A 21,080-nucleotide genomic window follows, 5' to 3' on the forward strand; every position below is an offset into this window, starting at 1 on the left:
ATTTCTGTCGGTTTCGGCAGGCACATTCAATTCAAACCTGGACTTCGAGCGCTGTCACTGACGCTTTTGGGAAACGCCAGGCAATCGTTCCATTCTCGACCGGCACCGAACATGTCTCCACGTCAAACACATTCAGAGCAGTGGTATCGATTGCAGTCGATAGATCATCAGGCGCAATTTGATGAGCTACGGCAGATCTGGGCTGATCCCCAATCACAGTAAGCTCGGCCTTTGTTGCACTTTGCAGGTCGGTGTTGACTACATGCAGATAAAGAGTCTGGCCGCTTCGGCTCGCTGTCACATCCAGTGTTGATCCCTCGCTTGTCACATTGAGGGCGGCGTCGCCACCGTACTTTCTGAAAAGCCGCATCACGTGTCCGACTGGGAGCAGATAGGGAGACTCTCGGGGGGAGCCAAGCATCACCGTATTGACCAACCAAGATACCCCCACGAAATCAGCCAACGTCGCAATATCAACGAAGTCCGCGTTGCGTTCATAAAGGTTCAGGACCCTAGCGTGGTAGAGAGCTGAAATCCATTCGCGAAGGATTTCACATTTGTTGCATGGCTGGAGGGAGAGATGCCCCTCCGTGATCGCCACGCGTTGTGAAGCGTCTATTGCCTGGATGACGTTTCGAGCTTCGGTGAGTTTGCGATCAACCTTATCATACATCGAACAAAGCTCGGTCCAGCTTGCTTGATAATCGTTCCGATACTCACGCCCTCTCAAAACCGTATTTGGACTGTCTGGCTTCTGGTGCATCATGTGAAGTGCCACCAAGTCGACAAGATCTCCAGATTCGCGCAGGAGATCCTCCGCCCACCACTTGTCGGTATCGCTCTCCTGATCTCCCCAACCGATAAGCCGGATTGAGCTATCAGCAGACCGCATGGCTTCGGCAAAACTTCTGTATTCACGAGCATTTTCTGCGCTGCTGAAGCGATGGCCTGCCTTTGGATAGGACGTCTCGTTGCCAATCTGCCAGAACTTGACCCGCCACGGCTCAGTCCGGCCGTTTGTCCGGCGCTCGCTGTGATCTGGATTATTGCAGTAGTGGACAAGATCCGCCGCGTCTCGGGCAGTTCCCATCCTCCTCTCCCCACGGATCGTGTTGACGTATTCGGGCCGACCGTCACTCGCAAAATTGACAGCAATGATAGGCTCGGCTCCCAACTCCTCACACAAACCAAGAATTTCGTGAATCCCAACTCGGTTCGGCTGCACGCCTCCCCAGCGGTAATTGAACATGGGTTTCCGGCACGCGCTGGGACCGACGCCCTCTTGCCATCTCCAATAACTGGTCAGGATCCCACCCCACCGTATGGCACCAGGAGCCATGTCGCGGACTGTTGCAACGAAGTCTCTGCGCCACTCGTCAGTGTTATAGTCCCAGGCAGCCTCGACCGAGGCATCGGTGGTACCGAGAGGCTCCATGAATTGCATGTAAAGGCGCGGCGAGACAGAGAATGTCGGAGTAGGGTCAACTGTAATCCGAGGCATGGCATACTCCTGGAATTATCTGACCCCAGCTTTCGGGCGCATGGCCCTGATGATCCAGCATTGCGCCACGAGAAACAGAAGGATCGCTTGCAAACCCCTTAGTAACTCAATTCGGTCTGCGCCTCCGGCAAGTTTCGAAGGCGAACGATGTTAACGGGCCGTTCTTTCGATTGTTCGGTGATCCTGATCTGAGTTCGGCGGTACCTGGCTTATGACTTGATCCGAGTGGGATTGAGACGGTTCACTTGATGCGCAAAGGACAGGCGAAATACGCCCGTGGGTCACAATCATCCCTCGCCGGGCAGTTCAAGCTCGTGGCTGCGCGAGGCCTGCAGGGAGAATGACCCTCCTTCTGTCCGCATCCAAAATTAGCGACGGAGTCCGCTCCTCGGATTATTTCGTCTGGGGCGTGGCACCAGTTCTAGGTCGCTTGGGATCGGCTAGGCGCCGGGAAACCTCTAAGGCAACTTGGTCGAGTTCCTGAATGCAATCCTGCAGGATTTGGGAAGGCCGTGGCGTAAGCGGGAAAAGCAAAAGGGTCCTAAAGTGCACAGCTGGCGCGAATGGCTTCAGAATGAGACCATTGTTCACATAAACCTCTGCTGTCAAAGGATTAACGAGTCCGCATCCGAGCCTGGCGTGGACCATCGAGCAGACAGTCGAGGAAAAAGGCGTTTCGAGGACGACCCGCGTTTGGACGCTGGCTGCAGCAAGAATGGCGTCAGCTTCTCGTCGTGTCGTATCCTCTGGCGCCAGTGCGATGAACTCCTCGCCGTGCAGATGATCCGGCGTCACAATGTCGACATTCTCCAGGCGGTGCCCTGGGTATATCGCGAGACATGCTCTACACGTCATAAATGGTCGGGCGATTACACCGGTTACATCCACCTCGTCTGCTGCGATCCCAAGGTCGAACTGCCCTGAAGCGATCAGGTCGCGGATGGTCGCCGAAAGATGCGCCTGGAGCGTGATAGCGACCTGTGGATGCCTGTTCCGGAACTGGCGAAGGGCCTGCGGGACAATGTTGGTGCTCAACGCCGACAGGCTTGCAATTCGGATTTCGCCGGAGCCGAAGTCACGTATTCTGGCAGCTGCCGTGCGCAAGTGTGCCATCCCGAGGAAGGACGCCTCGACCTCCCGCTGAAAGAGCTTGCCCTCCGGGGTCGGGATCATTCGGCCCTTGAGCCTTTCGAAGAGCGGAAACCCGATAGACCGCTCCAGTTCCTGAATTGCCTTGCTGACGGCCGGCTGCGAGATCCGGAGAACCTCTGCGGCCCGCGATGCTGTACCGGCCGTCATAACGGCGTGAAACACGTCGATCTGTCGTTGGTTCATGGTTATTCCATTTCAAAGCTGAGCCCTATAACCGGGGAGAATAGACTGCCGCAATTATCATATTGGACGGAATAAGGCAGCTATGGTCTAGTTTTGGCTCAGCAAGGATAACGTGTATGAGCGATTGGACCGATTGTGTGATTTCGTCAGAAGCAAGCCGCGATGGCTTCGCGAGTTTGGGAATCCCGGTTTATCGAGCCTCCACCATCCCTTTTCCTGACGCCAAGAGCTACCAGGCCCGCCACGAGCGTGGGGAGGATGGGTATAGCTATGGCTTGTCGGGCACGCCGACGTCTCGCTCGCTCGCACAGAAGATTACGGCTCTTCAACAAGGGCTTCGGACATTTCTCGTCCCATCCGGACAGGCAGCTATTACGGTTTCCATTCTGTCATTCGTTCAGGCTGGAGATCGTATTCTCATCGCCGATACGGTCTATCCGCCCCTGCGCGACTTTGCGGAGCGTGACCTGCGTCGCCTTGGAATCGATATCACATTCTACGACCCCATGGCTCCTGACGGCCTGGAGCGGATCATATGCGATAAGACCCGGCTGATCTGGGCCGAGTCACCGGGCTCCACGACGATGGAGGTTCAGGATATGGCTCGCCTTGCAGACATCGCCCACCGGCATGGAGCCTTACTTGCGTGTGACAACACTTGGGCAACCCCGTTGTACTTCAAGCCGCTCGCCCATGGTGCCGACATTGTCGTCGAAGCACTGACAAAATATTTTTCTGGTCACTCCGATGTCCTGATGGGTTCAATCACGGTTCGCGACCAGGCCGCAGCCGCAGCCATCAAGGGAAAACTCAGCCGTCTTGGCATTGGAGTATCGCCTGACGATTGCTCGTTGGTTCTGCGTGGAATGGAGACGATGCCTATCCGGCTCCAATACTCGTCCGACATCACGAAGCGCTTGCTCTCATCGATCGTCGAACAACCTTCTGTCGATCGAATTCTCTACCCTGCTTTGAGCACATGCCCGGGTCACGAAATCTGGAAACGCGACTTCAAAGGTGCAAGCAGTGTTTTCGGGATCGTCTTTACATCCGATGCAACACCACGCGTCTTCGCGGCGCTCGATGAACTCAAAGTATTTGTAATCGGCGCGTCGTGGGGCGGGACGCGGAGCCTGGTCGCTCCGATGCCTGTCAAGGCAAACCGCACGGCGAAGCCCTGGAACGGGGAGGACCTCGTCCTGCGCGTCAGTATCGGCGTGGAATCGTTCGCCGATCTTCGGGATGATCTCGACCGGTTCTTCAACTATCTGAACCGGCGCTCTATAGCGGCCATTCAGGCTACTCAGTCCACTTGAGAAACCACGTTCAGATAGTCACGCAACAAACAGAGGGAAATGTGATGCTGAAGATGACGAGAAGAGTATCGATCAAGGCGAGCCTCGCAGCAGCCGCGCTCATGGCGCTTGGGATCGGGCCCGCAGCGCATGCGGAGTCGGGAGCGAAGGATCGCCTAGCGTCAGGAAAGGTGACCATCGGGATCCATAACCGGGCACCTTGGGGTTTTCGCAGCAGCACTGGCGAAGTAGCTGGGTATCATCCGGATCTCGTTAAGGCGGCTCTCGAACCGCTCGGCATCAAGGAAATTAACTTCGTCATTACCGAGTTCGGCGCCCTTATTCCGGGCCTGAACGCCAACCGGTTTGACATGATTGCATCCGGCATTGCCATTACTCCGAAGCGTTGCCAGGAAGTGATCTTCAGTGAACCGGATCTAGCGGTCGGCGACGGCCTCATCGTGAAGCAGGGTAACCCGCAGAACATCCACAGCTATGCCGATTTCGCAAAGAACTCGAAGCTCCGGCTTGCTGGCGGAAGAGGCACGGAGAACACCAAGAACGCCATTGCCGCAGGTGTTCCTGAGGACCAGATTCTGCAACTGCATGAAACGACGGACTTGGTCTCGGCGGTGATCGGCGGCCGCGCCGATGCTGCGACACTTTCCGCCCCGAGCGTGGTTTCGTTTCTTCAGGACAAGAACGTCAAGGGTCTTGAAAGGGCAACGCCGTTCACCGGCCTGATGAAAGAGGACGGCCGGCCTGCGGCAATGTACACGGCAATCGCGTTCCGCAGCGACGATGCCGCCCTTCGGGATCTTTTCAACGAGAGGCTCGCAAAGCTGAAGGCCGATGGCACGGTACGAAAGATTATGGAGACCTATGGCTTCACCGACGCCGAGCTGGCTCCTGACATCAAGACCGCAGACGTCTGTAAGGGATAATATGCTCTGGTAACCAATGAGGATGCCTTAGAATGAGCTTTGCCGACATCCTGGTTGGTATCTTTGAAGGGTTCGGCGTCACGGCCTCCGTCACTATGTGGGGAATGGCCTACGCCGTACCTTTTGCCCTCGTGTTTGGAATCCTGCAGCATTTCACGAGGGGACCGACACGCTTGGCTGTGACTTCGGTCATCGAGTTCTGGCGCAGCTCGCCGGTCATCGTCCTGCTGTTCGTCTTCTATTATACACTTCCAACTATTGGAATCACGCTGTCCGGGATCACCGTGGCTGCCATGGCTCTCGGCCTCAATATCGGCGGTTATGGCAGTCAGGCGGTTCGAGCTGCGCTTCAATCTCTCGACCCCGGGCAGGTTGAGGCCGGAAAGGCACTTGGTCTGCGCCGTCTTCACATTCTGATCCTGATAGAGCTGCCGCAGGCGTTCAAGGCGATGACGCCGACCTTCATCAATCAGTTCATTCAGCTCATTAAGGGAACCGCTTTGGTTTCGCTTATTACACTGACCGACATGACCTTTCGCGCAAAGGAGATCTCACAGCTGCAATATGACCCGGTTGGGACATATACGGCGCTCCTCGTGGCATACTTCATTGTTTGCTACCCGGCCACGATCTTCGGTCGCTGGGTCGAGAAGCGCGTAGCGATTAGCGAAAGGAACCAAGGTGAAATTTAACCTCGCCTTCGCGATCGAAAGTCTGCCGCTCATTCTCTCCGCCTTATGGACGACGGTCTGGGTCACAGTGGCAAGCTGCGCTGGCGCAGCACTGTTGGGGTTCCTTTGGGAGATCGCACGTCGTTCCAGTCGGCCGCTGTCCTACGTCATGCGGTTTGTGATCGATTTCATCCGCTCCACGCCCCTTCTGGTGCAACTCTATTTCCTCTATTTTGTGTTGCCCTTCTACGGTGTCACCCTTCCGTCGTTCGTCGTGGGGATCGTGGGCTTGAGCGTCTATTACAGTGGTTACCTGGCCGAAGTCTTCAAGGCCGGTATTGACGGCATTCCCGTTGGCCAGTTCGAGGCAGCTCAGTCACTTGGTCTCAAGCGCCTGGACATCGTTGCCTTTGTCATAGCGCCGCAGATGCTGCGCAACATCGCGGCTCCCATGGGAAACTACTTTGTATCGGTTCTGAAGGCGACACCGTACCTAGCGATCATTGCTGTGCCCGAGATGCTCGGGGAAGCCATGGAGATTGCGTCGGACACGTTCCGGTATGCCGAGCCCATGCTGACCGTCGGTGTTGTCTTCCTTGTCCTCGCCGTAGCGGTGGCCCAACTGGTCCGGCTCATGGAGATGCGTCTCCTGAAGTCCGCAAGACGTTGAAGGAACTCCTAGTATGCAGATCGATGCCGCGGTCAGTCCTCGCTCTGACGTTCATGGGTCGGAGGCCGCCATAGAAATCATTGCCCTGAACAAGTGGTATGGGTCGTTCCATGTCCTCAAGGACGTTGATCTTCAGGTTGAGAGCGGCCGGCAAATCGTTATTTGCGGGCCCTCGGGCTCTGGGAAATCCACACTGATCCGCTGCATCAACCAGCTAGAGCGGCACCAGCGGGGACAGATCTTCATTCACGGTTCCGAGGTAGACCCGAACACATGGGCGCTACACGACCTGCGCCGCGACGTGGGTATGGTCTTTCAACACTTCAATCTCTTTCCTCACCTGACTGTGCTTCAGAACTGCACATTGGCAATGCGCCGGGCCCGGGGCATGACTCGCCACGAAGCAGAAGAGATTGCACGTCACTATCTGGAGCGGGTCCGGATCCCAGAGCAGATAGGAAAGTATCCGAGCCAGCTTTCAGGGGGGCAGCAGCAACGTGTCGCTATCGCGCGGGCTCTGTGCATGCGCCCGAAAGTCATGCTCTTTGACGAGCCGACCTCAGCCCTTGATCCTGAAATGATCAATGAAGTGCTCGATGTCATGACCGAACTCGCCAGTGACGGCATGACCATGCTGTGCGTGACCCATGAGATGGCGTTCGCCCGGAAGGTAGCCGATGCCATTGTCTTCATGGATGGGGGACGCATCGTCGAGCAGGCGTCACCATCGGATTTCTTCACTAATCCAAAGAACGAGCGGACGAGGACATTCCTTCGGCAGATCCTCTGAAGCGCCGATCACGAAGACCTTTCATAGCTCCGGCCCGAGGAGATCACACCGTGCCTACCACTAGTAGAATCTGGACCACCGTTGATTTCGAACAGGATGGGAGGCAGTCCGACTATCTGCGGTTACCCTTCTCCTCGGACATATCCGCCTATGGTTGGCTTCCCATCCCCCTGCTGTGTATCCGGAACGGGTCTGGTCCGACGATCCTCCTTACCGCAGGTAACCATGGAGACGAGTACGAAGGCCAGATCGCGTTGATCAGGCTCGCTCAGGAGATTGCCCCGTCCGACGTCAACGGGCGGATCATTATTCTGCCGGCGTTGAACTACCCCGCCGTGGCAGCAGGCCGCCGCGTCTCACCGATCGACGAGGGGAACCTCAATCGTCTCTTTCCGGGACGGTCTGATGGCTCGCCGACGGAAATGCTTGCGCACTATATCGATGACGTCCTCTTCCCAATGGCGGACGTGGTTATCGACCTGCATTCCGGTGGCCGCTCTCTCGATTACCTGCCGCTTGCGCTCGCGCGGCCCGGCCTAACAGCCCCGAACCAGAGGGCGGTAAGGGAGTTGCTGGCTGCATTTGGCGCACCGGTCAGCGTACTGACGGACGGCGATGGAGGCGGTGGATCTACCACACTCTACGCAGCAGCTGAGAAGCGTGGAATACCCGCCCTAACAACGGAACTCGGCGGAGGAGCAACTCTCTCCCCCCGCGGCCTAAAGGTTGCTGAGGATGGTGTCAGACGAGTCCTCAAACACTACGGTGTGGTCACCAAACTCGAGGTGAACGCATCAACCGGGTCTCGCCTAATGAGGTCCCTTGGACGGACATCCGCAATCTATTCACCCGAGAACGGGTTGTTCGAACCGCTCGTCAACGTCGGCGATAAGGTAGAGGAAGGTCAAGCGGCAGGGAACATCTACTTCTATGACAACCCGCTGCGTGAGCCCCTGAGGCTTCGCTTTCCCGCAAGTGGGGTGGTCAGTTGCCGACGCTTTCCCACTCTCACCGCGCGAGGTGACTGCCTGTACAACCTGATGTCCGATCTGAATGACTCTTGACGTCGGACATTGACCTCCCGCGCATCGGCAATTCAGCAAGTCGACGTGAAGGCACAGCCGAGCCGGTTGATGATAGCCGGTCGTGGGATAGTTGGAGTGGGACTAGGGCAGGAATTCATACCCTCAATGGGTATTTTTCGAATACCAGATCTGCATCTTCCACGGGCAGCATGGCTCTTTCCAGATTTCCCATTTTTCGGCACGCTGATGACGAACAGGGAGACAGAGCCATGCCACATCCTCTTCGGACACTTGCATTTGCAACTTCGATGATCGTCCTTGCCGGGGTATCGACTTCCCCTTCCAGGGCCCAATCCCTTGTTCCCGATCTCGAGCAACAGATCCGCTCCAGGGCGGCACAGATTGAGGACAAACTGATCGCCTGGCGACGTGACATTCATCAGAACCCGGAACTCGGGGAGCAGGAGACCCGGACGGCAGGTCTTGTGGCCGAGCATCTCTCAAAGCTCGGACTCGACGTAAGAACCGGCGTCGCACAGACAGGTGTAGTTGCCGTGCTCAAGGGAGCGAAGCCCGGCCCGGTTGTGGCGTTGCGAGCCGACATGGATGCCCTGCCTGTCAAAGAACCACAAGGCCTGCCCTTCGCCTCCATGGCAAAAGGCAAGTATCTCGGTCGTGATGTCGATGTCATGCATGCCTGTGGCCATGACGCGCACACGGCTATCCTGATGGCGGTGGCCGAAGTGCTTGCCGGCATGAAGGATCAGCTGCCTGGCACAGTAAAATTCATATTCCAGCCTGCCGAGGAGGGGCCGAGCCTCTATGCGGCCTTCACGGGCAAGGTCTGGGGTGCCAAGGCGATGATCAAGGAAGGCGTGCTGCAGAATCCAAAGCCGGATGCGGTCTTTGGGCTGCATGTCACGTCAGGGCTGCCAAGCGGCCGGATCGGCTACCGAGCGGGAGCGGCGAATGCGAGCGCGGATGAGCTGCGCATCAAGGTCACAGGAAAGCAAGGCCATGCAGGCTATCCATGGCGGGCGGTTGATCCGATCACGACAGCCTCTCAGATTGTGCTCGGTCTCCAGACGGTGGTCAGCCGCCGGACCGACCTGATGAAATCACCGACGGTCGTGAGCGTCTCGACCATCAATGGCGGCTCACGATTCAACATTGTTCCGGAAACGGTGGAGATGAGCGGCACGATCCGCACCTATGATGCCGGCGTACGGGCACAGGTTCATAACGATATCCGGCAAATTTCCGAGAACATCGCAGAGAGTGCAAACGCCAAGGCAGAGGTTGAGGTCATTGAGCTCTATGATCCGCTCGTGAATCACGACAAAGTCACAGCCCGCATGGCACCGGTACTCGAAAGGGCAGCGGATGGGGATGTCGTGGTGACCGAGCGCTCCGGAGCCTCCGAGGATTTCTCGTTTTTCCTAAACGAGGTCCCCGGCATGTTCTTTAATCTCGGTATCGTGCCAAAAGATCAGGATCCGAGCAAAGCGGCTCCGAACCACAGTCCGAACTTCTACGTCGACGACAAGGCCTTGGTCGTCGGTGTAAGGGCATTGGCTGCCGTGACAGTGAACTATCTAGCCTCTGCTAAAACAGACTGACCGACCAGAACGTCAACCAAGAGCCGGTGTATCGGCTCCGCAGGACCCCAGGTGCTCCCAAGATCCGGGGCGCCAGGGTCCCGCCATTCAGGCCGCGGCCTTCAGGCAATCCCGTTCTTCGCCCGCAGGCAGGGAAGGGGCATTTGAGAAGCTGGATGACTTCTGCCAAGTCGTGGAGGAGATGGTCGCTAACAGCAACAGGAAACCCGATCGCCTGATCCTCGACCGCGAGCTGATGCAGCTGGTGACGAAGGCGTGTCGCTCCAACTTCAAGCGGCCGGATCGCGCGAGTATCTTCTTATATCATCCACGAGTGACGGTGTTGATCGGGCCAAGCTCTTGGAAGTCACGCCCATGCTTGCCTCCGTGGCCGGTTCAACAGTAGGGCGATGTCGTCATGGGAGTTCGAACGTGACGGTGAAGCGATACAAATTGAACCGAGAGGGCCACTTCTGGTGAGTCTGGGCTCAGCCACGGATCTCGCCGTTGAGGCGGCACTTGCCGGTGTCGGCATCATCTATCTCCATCATCTATCTCTTTGAAGACTGGTTGCGCCCGCACCTTGAGAGTGGTGCCCTTCAACCTGTTCTTGAACCCTGGTGGCTCAGCTTTCCGGGGCCGTATCTATATTACCCTGGGAGGCGTCTTGTGCCCGGGCCGCTGAGGGCGATGCTCGACTTCATCAAGGTTTCGGCATAACCGGAGTGATGGACACTAAGTCAAGGCCGTAGATCCCGCTCTCAGCATGAAGAGAGAGGCTGCTGGCCGAAGCTTGACGCCTCGGCGGCCCCTCTGCTGAGACAAAGTGCGAATGGCGGCTCCTGGCCGATTTCGTTCTCTAATGGGTTGAAAAAGTCCTCATAAACGGCGGCTCGTGATTGCCGAACGAGACATTGTCGACGAGCATGCCGGGGAGGTCGCCCGTGCACTGGCCGGCACGCCAGCCTGTGAGCGGTCGCGCCAGGGCCGCAAGCGCATCGAGATGCGGGTTGCCCGTCTCAAGCGGGTTCTCACGATGGGACGTCTGCGGGTGCGGGGTCCGTGCGGCGCTCGGGACGAGTTCCTGCTGGCAGCAACGGCTTAGAACCTGAGAAAGCCCGCCAGGCTGGTCACTTCACCAGGGCGTCCCATGATCCAACGAGCCTGAAAAGGCCCGAAGGATACCCCTCACCACAGTCCTAGCCTCAACTAAGCGAACCTATACGTAGCCATGCCGTGCGGCCATCGCGCGCTCCGCTTGATTGCTAGAGCTCCCAACACCGGAACGAACGTTCCCTGAAACAGAAGCGTCAGCTTGGGTGTTAGCTCCACAGTTGTCGCAGGAGCCTCGCCCATGGAGGGAGCCTACACGTTCGACCTGCATCGGATCCTGCTGCGTACCTCCATCGTCTACTTCTTTGCCCTGGTCATGGTCCGCACGATCGGCAAGTGCGGCATGGGCCAGCTCGCCCCCTTCGATCTGGAGCCAAGCGGGAAGATCAGCGTCTTCCGGCAACCGCAGGAGAGCGTCCGCGCTGGCCTGCCGGTGCTGCCGGAGGGGAGATCGAAGGATCGCTGCGGAGCCACCGCCGCAGAGAGACGGGGCTTGCCGGCGGCCTCTATGCCTGCTGGGAGTGTGGTCACATAGCCGATCTGACTTCAGGCAACCCATTTCCGGAATGTACGATCTGCCAGGAGGATCGATGAACGAGAGCCGTCAGAAGCGTGCATGGGGCATTGGGACTGGTCTCTCGCGCAGAGTAGGGCGCCTCGCGCATCGTGCGGACCCGGCGGGCCGCGCTCGCGAAAAGTGGACCCGGTTTTCCGCACGATGAGATGCGCCAATAATCCGGAGATGGCCCGGGTACAGGAAGATCCCTTCCGCCAAGGCTTTCGTCCACCCACCGCCCTCTGCGCAGCTAACGAGCCTCCACCCGACTCATGAACCCTGCGGGATCATCGGTAATGGGCGGCTCTCCCGCGAGGTCCCGGCCGCACCGCAGCCACGCCGGACCGCTCCGTGAACGGCCCGTCAAGCTTAAGTCCCCGTCCTCTGAGCGGACCGGGAATGGCACGCCTCTGCCGCTTGCCTGTTCAGACCATCAGGGCATGAGCCAGTAATAACTGACCTGATAGTAGTCGTGCAGTCCCTGCTCGCTCTCCCGATCCGGCCAGTCCCGACTGCGGCTACCGGAGAGGCTCGGCGCACGCCGAAGCTGCTCTGCCGTGATCTGGATGCGATACCCTTCCAAGCGCGGATCGTAATCGAGCATGCGCCAGGGAACGGCGTATTCGTCCGCGCCCATGCCGAAATAGCCGCCGAACGACATCACTGCATAGGCCACACGTCCACCGATCTTGTCGATCATGATCCGCTCGACGGTGCCGATGCGTTTGCCGCTCTGATCATAGACAGCGGTTCCTTCTACCCGGTCGCTCTCGATCAAAGGCTTGCCGGAGCGCTGACCAGGGTAGCCCCTGCGGGGCCTGCCACGAACTGGCGTACGCTCCTGCCTTCTTGTCAGACCGCCAATGATCCAGGCCATGCCAAGCCCGACCGCGCCGACCGCCAGCAGCGATACGAGGGGGGCTTCTGTGAACTGGTGCTCGATGGACTGTGTGGCTCGCTCATAGTAGCGCTGGGCCTGAGGATGCCGCTCGCCGGCCCGGCGGACGTACCGTTGACCCTGATCGTAAGCCTCACGGGCGACATCGGAGGCACGGCCGGCAAGATCAGCGGCGGTGTTTCTCGCCTGATCGACCAGGCCTTCAGGTGAGCCCCCGCTTCCTTGAGCGCTCCCTTGGGCCGTGTCTCTACCGCCGCCTGCTTGGTTTGCAGCGTTGGACTGCACGCTTCCCGCCTGCCCAGGTCCTGTTCTCTGTTTCTCGTCCATGGTCACTCTCCTGTTGAGATGAAGATCTGACTTTTTGGGGCGACGTGCTTCCAACTCCTGTGACCAGCCTAGCGTTCAACGTACCCTGAGGCTTGGGTGTGGTGCATAAGGTGTACGGCTCCAGACACGCGGTTGGACAAGCGCGCTGGCATGGCTGCCTTTGAACCCTTAAGGTGTTGCAGCCTCGAATTGAGCACGCATGATCAAGGTACAGGGACCAAGTTTACTTGAACTTGGCGGCAATCGTCGAAAGCGTGAGGTTCTGTGGGGCAGCGATGGATCGTTTGAGGGCAGTCCTCATCGACGGGTTGGTAAACGTGTTGAGATGGCCGCCTCTAAATTGATCTGTCATCAGACGTCCCACACATCCTTATGGTCCCTTCTCTTGTCTGTGTCGACGTAACGCTGCCCTTTGACACAGCGGGGCCGTGGGGGAACAACCCTATCAGATCTTGCGCCGGCCCCAGTCGGAGACTTGGCGCTGTTTTGCGCGTTACGTCTATGTGCACTCGACGCAGGACGGCACGCATGAAAGACGAGCAACCGGCAGTCTCCACCTACCCCTCCCCAGAGCCGACAGACATCTCGGCCGGCGAACGCGCCTACCGCCTACGTCAGCAGGAGCTGCTGACCCGGTTCGGACGCCTTGCACTCGAAACCCGCGACTTCATGGTCCTGCTCCAGGAGGCGACGCGGCTCTGCGCCGAGGGACTGAACACCCGCTTCTGCAAGGCCATGGAGTACCTGCCCGACGAAGACCAGTTTGTCGTTCGGGCCAGCGTCGGCTTCAGGCCTGACGTGGTCGGATCGCGGACCGGTGCCGATCTGGACAGCCCCACCGGCTATGCCTTCCGGAGGAGCGAGCCGGTCATCTCGAGCCATCTGGATGACAAGGATCGCTTCCGCACGCCGCAGATCCTCGCGGAGCATGGGATCAAGCGGGCCATCAACGTGCCGATCGTCACCACGGGCGAGCACTACGGCGTCCTGGAGGTGGACAGCACGATCGGGAGCCGATTCACCGAGGCCGACATCACCTTCGTCCAAGGCTTCGCCAATCTGCTCGGCGTCGCCTTGGAACGTGTCCGGGACGAGGCGGCGCTACACGAGACGAAGGAGCGCTACCGGATGGCCGCCAGGGCCACCAACGACGTGATCTGGGATTGGGATTTCGCGTCCAATCGGATTTTCTGGAGCGAGGCCCTCGCCACGCTCTTCGGGTACGCCGAGGTCGCGACAGCTCCCTCCTGGTGGAAGGACCACATCCATCCAGATGACCGCGAGCGCGTGGTCGCGAGCATCGAGGATGTCATCGCGTCGGATCATGAGAACTGGAGTGCGGAGTATCGCTTCCTGCGGGCTGATGGATCTGAAGCCAATGTTTTCGACCGGGGCTTCGTCAGACGCGACGCCCAGCGGCGCGCGGTCCGGATGATCGGCTCGATGCTCGACCAGACCGAGCGGCGGCGCACCGAGGAGGCGCGCCGCCGCAGCGAGGAGCGTCTCAGGACCGCCTTCGCGATCAGCACGGTGGGCGTGATGTTCTGGGACAAGGATTTCGCGTTGACCGAGGTCAACGACGCGTTCCTGTGCATGACCGGCTTCAGCCGCGCGGAGGCGCTCGGCAAGACTTGGCAGGAGCTCACGCCGGAGGAGTTCCATCCCGCCTCCTGGCGGGCTGTCGAGGAGGTGACCACGCTCGGCGAGGCCACGCCGTACGAGAAGCAGTACTTCCGCAAGGACGGATCACGTTGGTGGGGTCTGTTCGCGCCACGCGAGGTCGGCGACGAAGTGGTCGAGTTCGCGCTCGACATCACGGATCGCAAGGAGGCCGAGGAGGCCCTTCGCCGCCTCAACGAGGAGTTGGAGAGGCGCATCGCCACTGCCGTTGCCGAGCGGGAACGGACCGAAGCCGTTCTGCGCCAGTCGCAGAAGCTCGAGGCTGTGGGCCAGCTCACGGGCGGGGTGGCGCATGACTTCAACAACCTGCTCACGATCATCCGCTCCTCCATCGACTTTCTGCGACGACCCAACCTGCCCGAGGAGCGGCGCAGCCGCTATATCGAAGCCATCTCGGACACGGTCGACCGCGCCTCCAAGCTCACAGGCCAGTTGCTGGCCTTCGCCCGCAGGCAGGCGCTCAAGCCTGAGGTGTTCGATGTGCCCGAGCGCATTCGAGCGATTGCGGACATGCTGCGCACCATCGTGGGCGCACGTATCCAGATCATCACCGAGTTGGCCTGCGAGCGCTGCCGCGTGGAAGCGGACGTCACCCAATTCGAGACGGCTCTCGTGAACATGGCCGTGAACGCGCGTGATGCCATGAATGGCGAGGGGACGCTGAAGGTGCACGTCAGGGCCTTGTCTCGGATGCCTTCGATCCGGGGCCATGCGGGCGGGCCCGGCCGGTACGTGGCAGTGTCGGTCGGTGACACCGGATGCGGTATCCCGCCCGAGCGGCTGGGACAGATCTTCGAGCCCTTTTTCACCACCAAGGAAGTAGGCAAGGGTACGGGCTTGGGCCTGAGTCAGGTCTACGGCTTCGCGAAGCAGTCTGGGGGCGACATCGCCGTGGAAAGCGATGTCGGCGTGGGGACCACGTTCACACTCTACCTGCCGCGGACCGAGGGAGATGTGGCGTTGGAATCCGGGGACGATGACCGTGCATCAGCCTCTGACGAGGAAGGCCGCGGGTGCCGGGTGCTGGTGGTCGAGGACAACATCGCGGTCGGTCGCTTCTCAACGCAGCTCCTCCAGGATCTCGGCTACGAGACCACTTGGGCGGCGAATGCGGGTGAGGCGCTTGGGCTGCTGGACGAGGATGCCGGGCGGTTCGACGTGGTGTTCTCGGACGTGGTGATGCCGGGGATGAGCGGGGTTGATCTGGGCCGGGAGATCCGCCGGCGCTATCCCGGGGTACCGGTGGTGCTGACCTCCGGCTACAGTCACGTGCTGGCCGAGGAGGGACGGCACGGCTTCGAGCTGCTGCACAAGCCTTATGCGGTCGACGATGTCTCGCGGGTGCTCCGGCGCGTGACGCGCGGGCTCGGTGCCGCCCAAGCTCATGCGGCCGGATCCGGGCGCTCGCCGGAGCTGAGCTGAAGGAACCGCCGGGAACGGGCGGGGTTGCATCCCGAACCGCGCCAAAGGTCTGACGACCGTATTCGTGCCTGGCTCGCCGAAGTTCTCCGCCAGTCCTCCAATTGCCCGGCCACAACACCTTTGCGAGAGCATGAGGAAATGTGGGGCAACAATGTCGCTCTTGGCCCTGCCTGTCGTTGCACTGTTATGGAATGGCCTTGGTTGTCACCTGTCCGAAGAGACCACTCACAGCTTGCCCCATAGATTCTCACGCTTTCGTGGGTCGGCTCGACCGGAATGCCGTCATCCGCGGTGACGGTGCAGGAATTCCATCATGGGCCGGCCGCGAGAGCCATCATGAGGGCAACACATTTTGCAAATCCCATGTCTCCCTCCTGATTGCCTAAGCTCCTATAAGGTCACGGACCCCAATGAACATTGCGACATAGACGAGCAGAGCAACGGCAGCGCTGCTGCGTCTCGTGCCCGAGACACGCCAGATCGCATCGAAGCCGCCCCACGCCGCAGTCACGCCTCCTGTAATGCCCAAGGATTCGATTGCGCCATGCTGTTCGATAGGAGAGCCACCGGGTCCGTTCGTCGGGATGCCGCCGGTGATCCGGCCATCGCTGTAGATCGCCTCAGTCTCCGGCGGCGTACGGCCAGCCGGCCGCCCTTGTCGCCGGCGCCGCTCACGAAGATACCAGAACCTAGGACCGGTGCGCCGTTGCGGCTGGCCGAGAGACGGACGGGATCCGCGCTGACGATCACGTCGGTCTCCAGGATGTCAACGCCACTCACGTCGACATGCCCGCTCCGCACATTGTCGCGCGCAGGGATCTGACCACGGCCGAGCGTGGTCACGCCACGCAGTTCGATCCGCCACAGGCCGTCCACGCTGGTGTCGTTGAAGATTGCGCGCCTGTCCGCGGAAACATTGAGACAAGCCTGGTGAACTCGCTTGTCTAAGGAAAGTTGAAGGCCATCATTGCCATCGGCGAAACTGATGAAGGATTGTTCGTCCGCACCACGCAGGGACTGTCCTGGCGAAAGCCTGACGGTTGGTGCATTGGCCATCGCGCCGCTGATGACAATGCGTCGGATGCTCCCGCCTCGGGTGGCCATAATCAAGGCGTCGAGCATTGTGACCGCATCGTCTGGAGATTTCATGCAATAATCTCCGATGCTGCTCATCTGGCTCGACAGGTAAAAGGTACAACGGCCTGATATCCGAGTTGGTTCAAGGCTGGGACTATGCTCGGTCTTTTTCTGGGGCGCTGCTGGGCGGCGGCGATCTTTCGGATGGCTCCGAGGTACCCATGCTGCCAGCTACATCCGCGCTGGACCACTCCACCACTTCCACGGCATCACTAAGCCCGACACTATCGGCGAGCCGGGGGCGAGCGGCTGCATTCGTATATTCAACCCCGACATTCTCGACCTGTACAGCCAGTTCTATCGCAACTCTTTCCTTCCTCCCATGGGGCTATGGCCCCAGTTGACGGGAGGGATGAAGCAGAGGCACCGTCAACTTAACCACGTAGAGGCCGTTTCCCTGCGATTTCAGCTATTCCCCGGCATCTCAAAGCTATTGAAAATGCGTGACCAACACCGAACCTAAACACCGAAAATTGCAGGTAAAAGCGTTAAGCTGACAGTGCCTGTCGCTTCCCCACTGCAGTTCTTGGCGCTTCGGGGTATTCCACGACCAAGGAGGGCGCGACCCGGATCACAACGTGTCTAGCTCATCCCATATGCTGACGATGAAGCTGGGCTGGTTGGCTGATGTGCAATCCTTGTGCGTTGAAATATGAGCCAGCACACCTACTTGGTGGACTTCAATGGCATGGCTCGTAACCCGCTCCCCCATCAGTGAGCGTTCCTGCCTGTTGGTCTCTCAAAATTGTATAAAGCGCCATGTCTGCCGTTCTCACACGCCATAACGTCAAGGTCGTCGGTCATGGCGAGCAGCCGATGATCTTCGCCCATGGTTTCGGTTGCGATCAGAACATGTGGCGGTTCATCACCCCTGCTTTCCAGGACCGCTACAAGGTCATTCTCTTCGACTATGTTGGACACGGGCAGTCCGATGCTGCCGCTTTCGATCAAGCCCGATACGGTTCCCTCCAGGGCTATGCTGATGACGTCCTGGCGATCTGCCGCGAGTTGAACCTCAAGGACGTCATCTTCGTCGGCCACTCGGTCAGTGCCATGATCGGGGTTCTCGCTGCCATCCAGGAGGCCGAGCGGCTCGATCGTCTTGTGCTCATCGGCCCCTCGCCACGCTACATGGACGATGACGATTATGTGGGTGGGTTCAAGCAGGAGGACATCGCGGGTCTGCTGGATTCCCTCGACAGCAACCACCTCGAGAACCTGCCGGGCAGTGAGTTCGTCCTGATGACGGCAACAGGCCATTGTCCGAACCTGAGTGCACCCGAGGAGACGATTGCCGCCATGGAAGCCTTTCTGCGCGGTTCGGTTCCTAACAAGGCGGCGGCCGAGTGAACATAGACCCAAACGCGATCAACGAAACTCCGGAGGAGCTCTACGAGAACGCCCCGTGCGGTTACCTCTCGACCCTGCCGGATGGCACTATCATCAGAGCCAACCAAACCTGCCTCACCTGGATCGGTATGGAGCGGCAGGGCCTTGTCGGCAACAAGTGCTTCCAGGACCTTCTGAGCATCGGCGGCAGGATCTTCTACGACACCCATTTCGCGCCGCTCCTGCGGATGCAGGGCTTTGTGAACGAGGTCGCCTTTGATCTGATTGGAGCCGACGGACGCGCCTTGCCGGTTCTCGCCAATGCCGTCCAAAAGCGGGACGCGGGCGGGAAGCCTGTCGTCAACCGCATCACCCTCTTTAATGCCGCCGACCGGCGACAATACGAGCGAGAGTTGCTTCTCTCGCGCCAAAAGGCCGAGCAGGCCGTCGAGAACCTCAAGCGTCTGAACGAGACACTGGAGGAGAGGGTGCATCAGGAGGTCGCCGAGCGCCTCAAAGCCGAGGCGGCGATGCGCCAATCCCAGAAGATGGAGGCGGTGGGCCAGCTTACCGGGGGCGTGGCGCACGACTTCAACAACCTGCTCACGGTCATCAAGTCGTCGACGGATCTCCTCAAGCGACCGAACCTGTCAGAGGAGCGGCGGGCCCGCTATGTCGCCGCGATCTCCGATACCGTAGACCGGGCCGCCAAGCTCACGAGCCAGCTTCTGGCCTTCGCCCGGCGCCAGGCCCTCAAGCCGGAGACGTTCGATGCAGGGCAGTCCGTTCGGATGCTCAGCGACATGGTCGGCACGCTGACCGGGGCGCGGATCCAGATCATCACCTACCTGCCCGATGAGCCGTGTTTCATCAGCGCCGATCCGAGTCAGTTCGACACGGCGCTGATCAACATCGTGGTCAACGCGCGTGACGCGATGGACGGTGAGGGCCAGATCACGATCACCGTGTGGCCGGCCGAGACAATGCCCGCCATCCGCAGACATGCGGCGGTCAAGGCTCCTTACGTGGCGATTTCAATCGCCGACACGGGCTCGGGCATCCCGGCAGATCGGATTGATCAGATCTTCGAGCCGTTTTTCACGACAAAGGGTGTTGGCCAAGGCACCGGCCTCGGATTGTCCCAGGTGTTCGGGTTCGTCAAGCAGTCCGGCGGGCAGGTGATCGTCGAGAGCGAAGTCGGCCAAGGCACTACATTCACGCTGTACCTGCCCCGCGTCACAGCCGCTCTCGGAGTGCCCGCTCCAGAGGAGGAGAACACCGAAGACGGGTCCGGCACCTGCGTGCTGGTGGTCGAGGATAATCGGGATGTCGGCACCTTCGTGACGCAGACCCTGGCCGAGCTGGGCTATCACACGACGTGGGTCGAGAATGCCCAAGCGGCGCTCGATGAGCTGGCGAAGTCTCCAAGCGCCCATGATATTGTGTTCTCGGACGTGGTGATGCCGGGCATGAATGGTGTGGAGTTGGCCCGCCACGTGCAACGGCTCTACCCCGATCTGCCACTGGTGCTGACGAGCGGGTACAGCCACGTGCTTGCCGAGGGAGGGCACGGCTTCGAGCTGTTGCAGAAGCCCTATTCCGTTGAGGCATTGTCACGCGTGCTTCGCAAGGCGTCTAGCAAGCTGCGCAAGCGGACATAGGCAAAATCGTGAAGAACAGGTGGCATCGTTGCTCTCGCTTTGCGCCTGCCACGCAGGTTAGCCACCCTGTTTGGTTGCAATCCAGATCGTGTGTCTTGCGCCCTTACGCGTTCCGTGAGCGCGAGCGTTGACCTCATCCACACCAAATCCCGCCTTGCGCAGGCGCTGGGTAAAGGTTCTATTCGGTGCGGATGACCATACGGCAAGGACGCCCCCAGGAGTCAGGGCTGCCCGAGCGGAATGAAGCCCCGACACGTCGTAGAGGCTGTCATTGGCCCGGCGTGTCAGCCCTTCGGGCCCGTTGTCGACATCCAACAGGATCCCATCGTAAGCGGACCGGCTCGATCTTATCAGGCCACCGACATCCCCTTCGACGATGCTGACGCGCGGATCCGCAAGGCTATCGCCGAATACTTCGGCCATGGGACCGCGGGCCCATGTCACGACGGCGGGTACCAGTTCAGCCACAGTAACCTGAGCATCGGGGCCGAGTTCGGCGAGCGCAGCGCGGAGCGTAAAGCCCATCCCCAACCCACCGATCAGGATCCGTGGGTGCTCGCGGCCCTGAAGTCTCAGACAAGACAGTCTGGCCAGCGCCTCCTCGGATCCACTGAGGCGGCTGTTCATCAACTCGTTGCTGCCCAGCATGATGGAAAACTCGGCCCCACGCCGCTTGAGGCGCAAATCGTCCCGGTCGCCCGGAATTTTTGCCGTGTCGAGTAAGACCCAGGGAATCATGAAACGCTCTTCGGATAGCACTGCCTATTTCGCGGGACCATGCACAAGTCGGGAACGCGGATCAATGGACACAGGCTCATCCATGCCTTTGGCCAGCGCGTCACATTCTCTTGCTGATGATCGTGGCCAAATAGATATCGCTCATGCGATACCGTTGGATGTGAGCGCCACTTCCGTGCTTTACGGGCCTCGTCGGCTGCGCGATGTGCTTCCCATTCAGGCAATTCGATACCCCGCGCGGCGCTCACGGCTGCTCGAGCAGCCCGCTGTTCGGCAACCGCTGGATCATCTGGCCCTGGCCGCTGACGGAACTTGGCGGCATGGCCTGCTTTGCGTCTCTGACGGCGCTCAGCCGCTCGCTTAATTCGTTCGGCTTCATTCCACTCATTG

Annotated in this window: 18 protein-coding genes and 1 pseudogene; 13 read left to right on the plus strand and 6 right to left on the minus strand. The window is 59.6% G+C overall.

All coding sequences use genetic code 11. From position 1 onward, the window contains the following. Positions 1 to 31 precede the first annotated feature (31 nt). Together AB8841_RS04035 and AB8841_RS04040 are read right to left on the minus strand one after the other, a co-directional pair. Positions 32 to 1,249 carry an alpha-L-arabinofuranosidase C-terminal domain-containing protein gene (locus AB8841_RS04035; RefSeq protein ID WP_370434568.1) on the minus strand — a complete coding sequence of 406 codons (1,218 nt, stop codon included), beginning with the start codon at positions 1,247 to 1,249 and terminating at the stop codon, positions 32 to 34. A 645-nt stretch (positions 1,250 to 1,894) separates the two neighbouring features. After that, positions 1,895 to 2,836, minus strand: a complete 942-nt coding sequence (locus AB8841_RS04040; RefSeq protein ID WP_370434569.1) for a LysR substrate-binding domain-containing protein — start codon at positions 2,834 to 2,836, stop codon at positions 1,895 to 1,897. A gap of 116 nt (positions 2,837 to 2,952) precedes the next feature. Here AB8841_RS04040 and AB8841_RS04045 point away from each other — a divergent pair, with 116 nt between their 5' ends. From AB8841_RS04045 to AB8841_RS04090, 10 genes and pseudogenes are all read left to right on the plus strand, one after another. Then, positions 2,953 to 4,152: a PLP-dependent aspartate aminotransferase family protein gene (locus AB8841_RS04045; protein ID WP_370434570.1), complete on the plus strand. Its 1,200-nt coding sequence runs from the start codon at positions 2,953 to 2,955 to the stop codon at positions 4,150 to 4,152. Positions 4,153 to 4,196: 44 nt separating this feature from the next. Continuing rightward, entirely contained in the window at positions 4,197 to 5,075 is an 879-nt protein-coding gene (ehuB, locus tag AB8841_RS04050) for an ectoine/hydroxyectoine ABC transporter substrate-binding protein EhuB (RefSeq protein WP_370434571.1), read from the plus strand. A 32-nt stretch (positions 5,076 to 5,107) separates the two neighbouring features. Next, positions 5,108 to 5,767 (plus strand): amino acid ABC transporter permease, encoded by a 660-nt coding sequence (locus AB8841_RS04055; protein WP_370434572.1) that lies wholly within the window; start codon positions 5,108 to 5,110, stop codon positions 5,765 to 5,767. Continuing rightward, positions 5,757 to 6,416: an amino acid ABC transporter permease gene (locus tag AB8841_RS04060; protein ID WP_370434573.1), complete on the plus strand. Its 660-nt coding sequence runs from the start codon at positions 5,757 to 5,759 to the stop codon at positions 6,414 to 6,416. Before AB8841_RS04055 ends, AB8841_RS04060 begins: the two co-directional genes overlap by 11 nt. 19 nt (positions 6,417 to 6,435) lie before the next feature. After that, positions 6,436 to 7,206 carry an amino acid ABC transporter ATP-binding protein gene (locus tag AB8841_RS04065; protein ID WP_370435529.1) on the plus strand — a complete coding sequence of 257 codons (771 nt, stop codon included), beginning with the start codon at positions 6,436 to 6,438 and terminating at the stop codon, positions 7,204 to 7,206. A 50-nt stretch (positions 7,207 to 7,256) separates the two neighbouring features. Next, positions 7,257 to 8,270, plus strand: a complete 1,014-nt coding sequence (locus tag AB8841_RS04070) for a succinylglutamate desuccinylase/aspartoacylase family protein (protein ID WP_370434574.1) — start codon at positions 7,257 to 7,259, stop codon at positions 8,268 to 8,270. A 269-nt stretch (positions 8,271 to 8,539) separates the two neighbouring features. Continuing rightward, a complete protein-coding gene (locus AB8841_RS04075) occupies positions 8,540 to 9,850 on the plus strand; it encodes an amidohydrolase (protein ID WP_370434575.1) in 1,311 nt (436 codons plus the stop codon). Positions 9,851 to 10,203: 353 nt separating this feature from the next. Beyond that, a pseudogene (locus AB8841_RS04080) lies at positions 10,204 to 10,549 on the plus strand (LysR family transcriptional regulator); the annotation flags it as partial. Between the two features lie 175 nt (positions 10,550 to 10,724). Further along, on the plus strand, positions 10,725 to 10,934 hold the full coding sequence (locus AB8841_RS04085; protein WP_370434576.1) for a hypothetical protein: 210 nt from the start codon (positions 10,725 to 10,727) through the stop codon (positions 10,932 to 10,934). Between the two features lie 249 nt (positions 10,935 to 11,183). Further along, positions 11,184 to 11,477 carry a hypothetical protein gene (locus tag AB8841_RS04090; RefSeq protein WP_370434577.1) on the plus strand — a complete coding sequence of 98 codons (294 nt, stop codon included), beginning with the start codon at positions 11,184 to 11,186 and terminating at the stop codon, positions 11,475 to 11,477. A gap of 454 nt (positions 11,478 to 11,931) precedes the next feature. On the opposite strand, the gene AB8841_RS04095 is transcribed toward AB8841_RS04090, so the two are convergent. Beyond that, positions 11,932 to 12,723, minus strand: a complete 792-nt coding sequence (locus tag AB8841_RS04095; RefSeq protein WP_370434578.1) for a PRC-barrel domain-containing protein — start codon at positions 12,721 to 12,723, stop codon at positions 11,932 to 11,934. A 528-nt stretch (positions 12,724 to 13,251) separates the two neighbouring features. Here AB8841_RS04095 and AB8841_RS04100 point away from each other — a divergent pair. Beyond that, a complete protein-coding gene (locus AB8841_RS04100; protein ID WP_370434579.1) occupies positions 13,252 to 15,825 on the plus strand; it encodes a PAS domain S-box protein in 2,574 nt (857 codons plus the stop codon). A gap of 507 nt (positions 15,826 to 16,332) precedes the next feature. On the opposite strand, the gene AB8841_RS04105 is transcribed toward AB8841_RS04100, so the two are convergent. Further along, the gene (locus AB8841_RS04105) at positions 16,333 to 16,974 is read right to left on the minus strand and encodes a hypothetical protein (RefSeq protein ID WP_370434580.1); all 642 of its coding nucleotides are present in this window, start codon (positions 16,972 to 16,974) and stop codon (positions 16,333 to 16,335) included. Between the two features lie 747 nt (positions 16,975 to 17,721). Here AB8841_RS04105 and AB8841_RS04110 point away from each other — a divergent pair. Continuing rightward, a complete protein-coding gene (locus tag AB8841_RS04110; protein ID WP_370434581.1) occupies positions 17,722 to 18,312 on the plus strand; it encodes an alpha/beta fold hydrolase in 591 nt (196 codons plus the stop codon). Next, positions 18,309 to 19,952 carry an ATP-binding protein gene (locus AB8841_RS04115; RefSeq protein ID WP_370434582.1) on the plus strand — a complete coding sequence of 548 codons (1,644 nt, stop codon included), beginning with the start codon at positions 18,309 to 18,311 and terminating at the stop codon, positions 19,950 to 19,952. The genes AB8841_RS04110 and AB8841_RS04115 overlap by 4 nt, the downstream gene beginning before the upstream one ends. Positions 19,953 to 20,009: 57 nt before the next feature. Here the strand turns inward: AB8841_RS04115 and AB8841_RS04120 are convergent, their stop codons facing one another. Together AB8841_RS04120 and AB8841_RS04125 are read right to left on the minus strand one after the other, a co-directional pair. Continuing rightward, positions 20,010 to 20,690 carry a hypothetical protein gene (locus tag AB8841_RS04120; RefSeq protein ID WP_370434583.1) on the minus strand — a complete coding sequence of 227 codons (681 nt, stop codon included), beginning with the start codon at positions 20,688 to 20,690 and terminating at the stop codon, positions 20,010 to 20,012. 244 nt (positions 20,691 to 20,934) lie between these two features. Then, complete coding sequence (locus AB8841_RS04125; RefSeq protein ID WP_370434584.1) at positions 20,935 to 21,069, minus strand: hypothetical protein; 135 nt, start codon at positions 21,067 to 21,069, stop codon at positions 20,935 to 20,937. Between the last annotated feature and the right edge of the window lie 11 nt (positions 21,070 to 21,080).

The sequence above is a fragment of the Microvirga sp. TS319 genome (assembly GCF_041276405.1).
In the GTDB taxonomy this organism is placed as follows: Bacteria; Pseudomonadota; Alphaproteobacteria; order Rhizobiales; family Beijerinckiaceae; genus Microvirga.

Bases quoted from the DNA above. Each gene is read 5' to 3' on its own strand.
- AB8841_RS04095 (WP_370434578.1), bottom strand. From the start codon at position 12,723: ATGGACGAGAAACAGAGAACAGGACCTGGGCAGGCGGGAAGCGTGCAG.
- AB8841_RS04105 (WP_370434580.1), bottom strand. From the start codon at position 16,974: ATGAAATCTCCAGACGATGCGGTCACAATGCTCGACGCCTTGATTATG.
- AB8841_RS04035 (WP_370434568.1), bottom strand. From the start codon at position 1,249: ATGTTCAATTACCGCTGGGGAGGCGTGCAGCCGAACCGAGTTGGGATT.
- AB8841_RS04125 (WP_370434584.1), bottom strand. From the start codon at position 21,069: ATGAAGCCGAACGAATTAAGCGAGCGGCTGAGCGCCGTCAGAGACGCA.
- AB8841_RS04055 (WP_370434572.1), top strand. From the start codon at position 5,108: ATGAGCTTTGCCGACATCCTGGTTGGTATCTTTGAAGGGTTCGGCGTC.
- AB8841_RS04120 (WP_370434583.1), bottom strand. From the start codon at position 20,690: ATGATTCCCTGGGTCTTACTCGACACGGCAAAAATTCCGGGCGACCGG.
- AB8841_RS04040 (WP_370434569.1), bottom strand. From the start codon at position 2,836: ATGAACCAACGACAGATCGACGTGTTTCACGCCGTTATGACGGCCGGT.
- AB8841_RS04100 (WP_370434579.1), top strand. From the start codon at position 13,252: ATGAAAGACGAGCAACCGGCAGTCTCCACCTACCCCTCCCCAGAGCCG.
- AB8841_RS04110 (WP_370434581.1), top strand. From the start codon at position 17,722: ATGTCTGCCGTTCTCACACGCCATAACGTCAAGGTCGTCGGTCATGGC.
- ehuB (WP_370434571.1), top strand. From the start codon at position 4,197: ATGCTGAAGATGACGAGAAGAGTATCGATCAAGGCGAGCCTCGCAGCA.
- AB8841_RS04090 (WP_370434577.1), top strand. From the start codon at position 11,184: ATGGAGGGAGCCTACACGTTCGACCTGCATCGGATCCTGCTGCGTACC.
- AB8841_RS04045 (WP_370434570.1), top strand. From the start codon at position 2,953: ATGAGCGATTGGACCGATTGTGTGATTTCGTCAGAAGCAAGCCGCGAT.
- AB8841_RS04075 (WP_370434575.1), top strand. From the start codon at position 8,540: ATGATCGTCCTTGCCGGGGTATCGACTTCCCCTTCCAGGGCCCAATCC.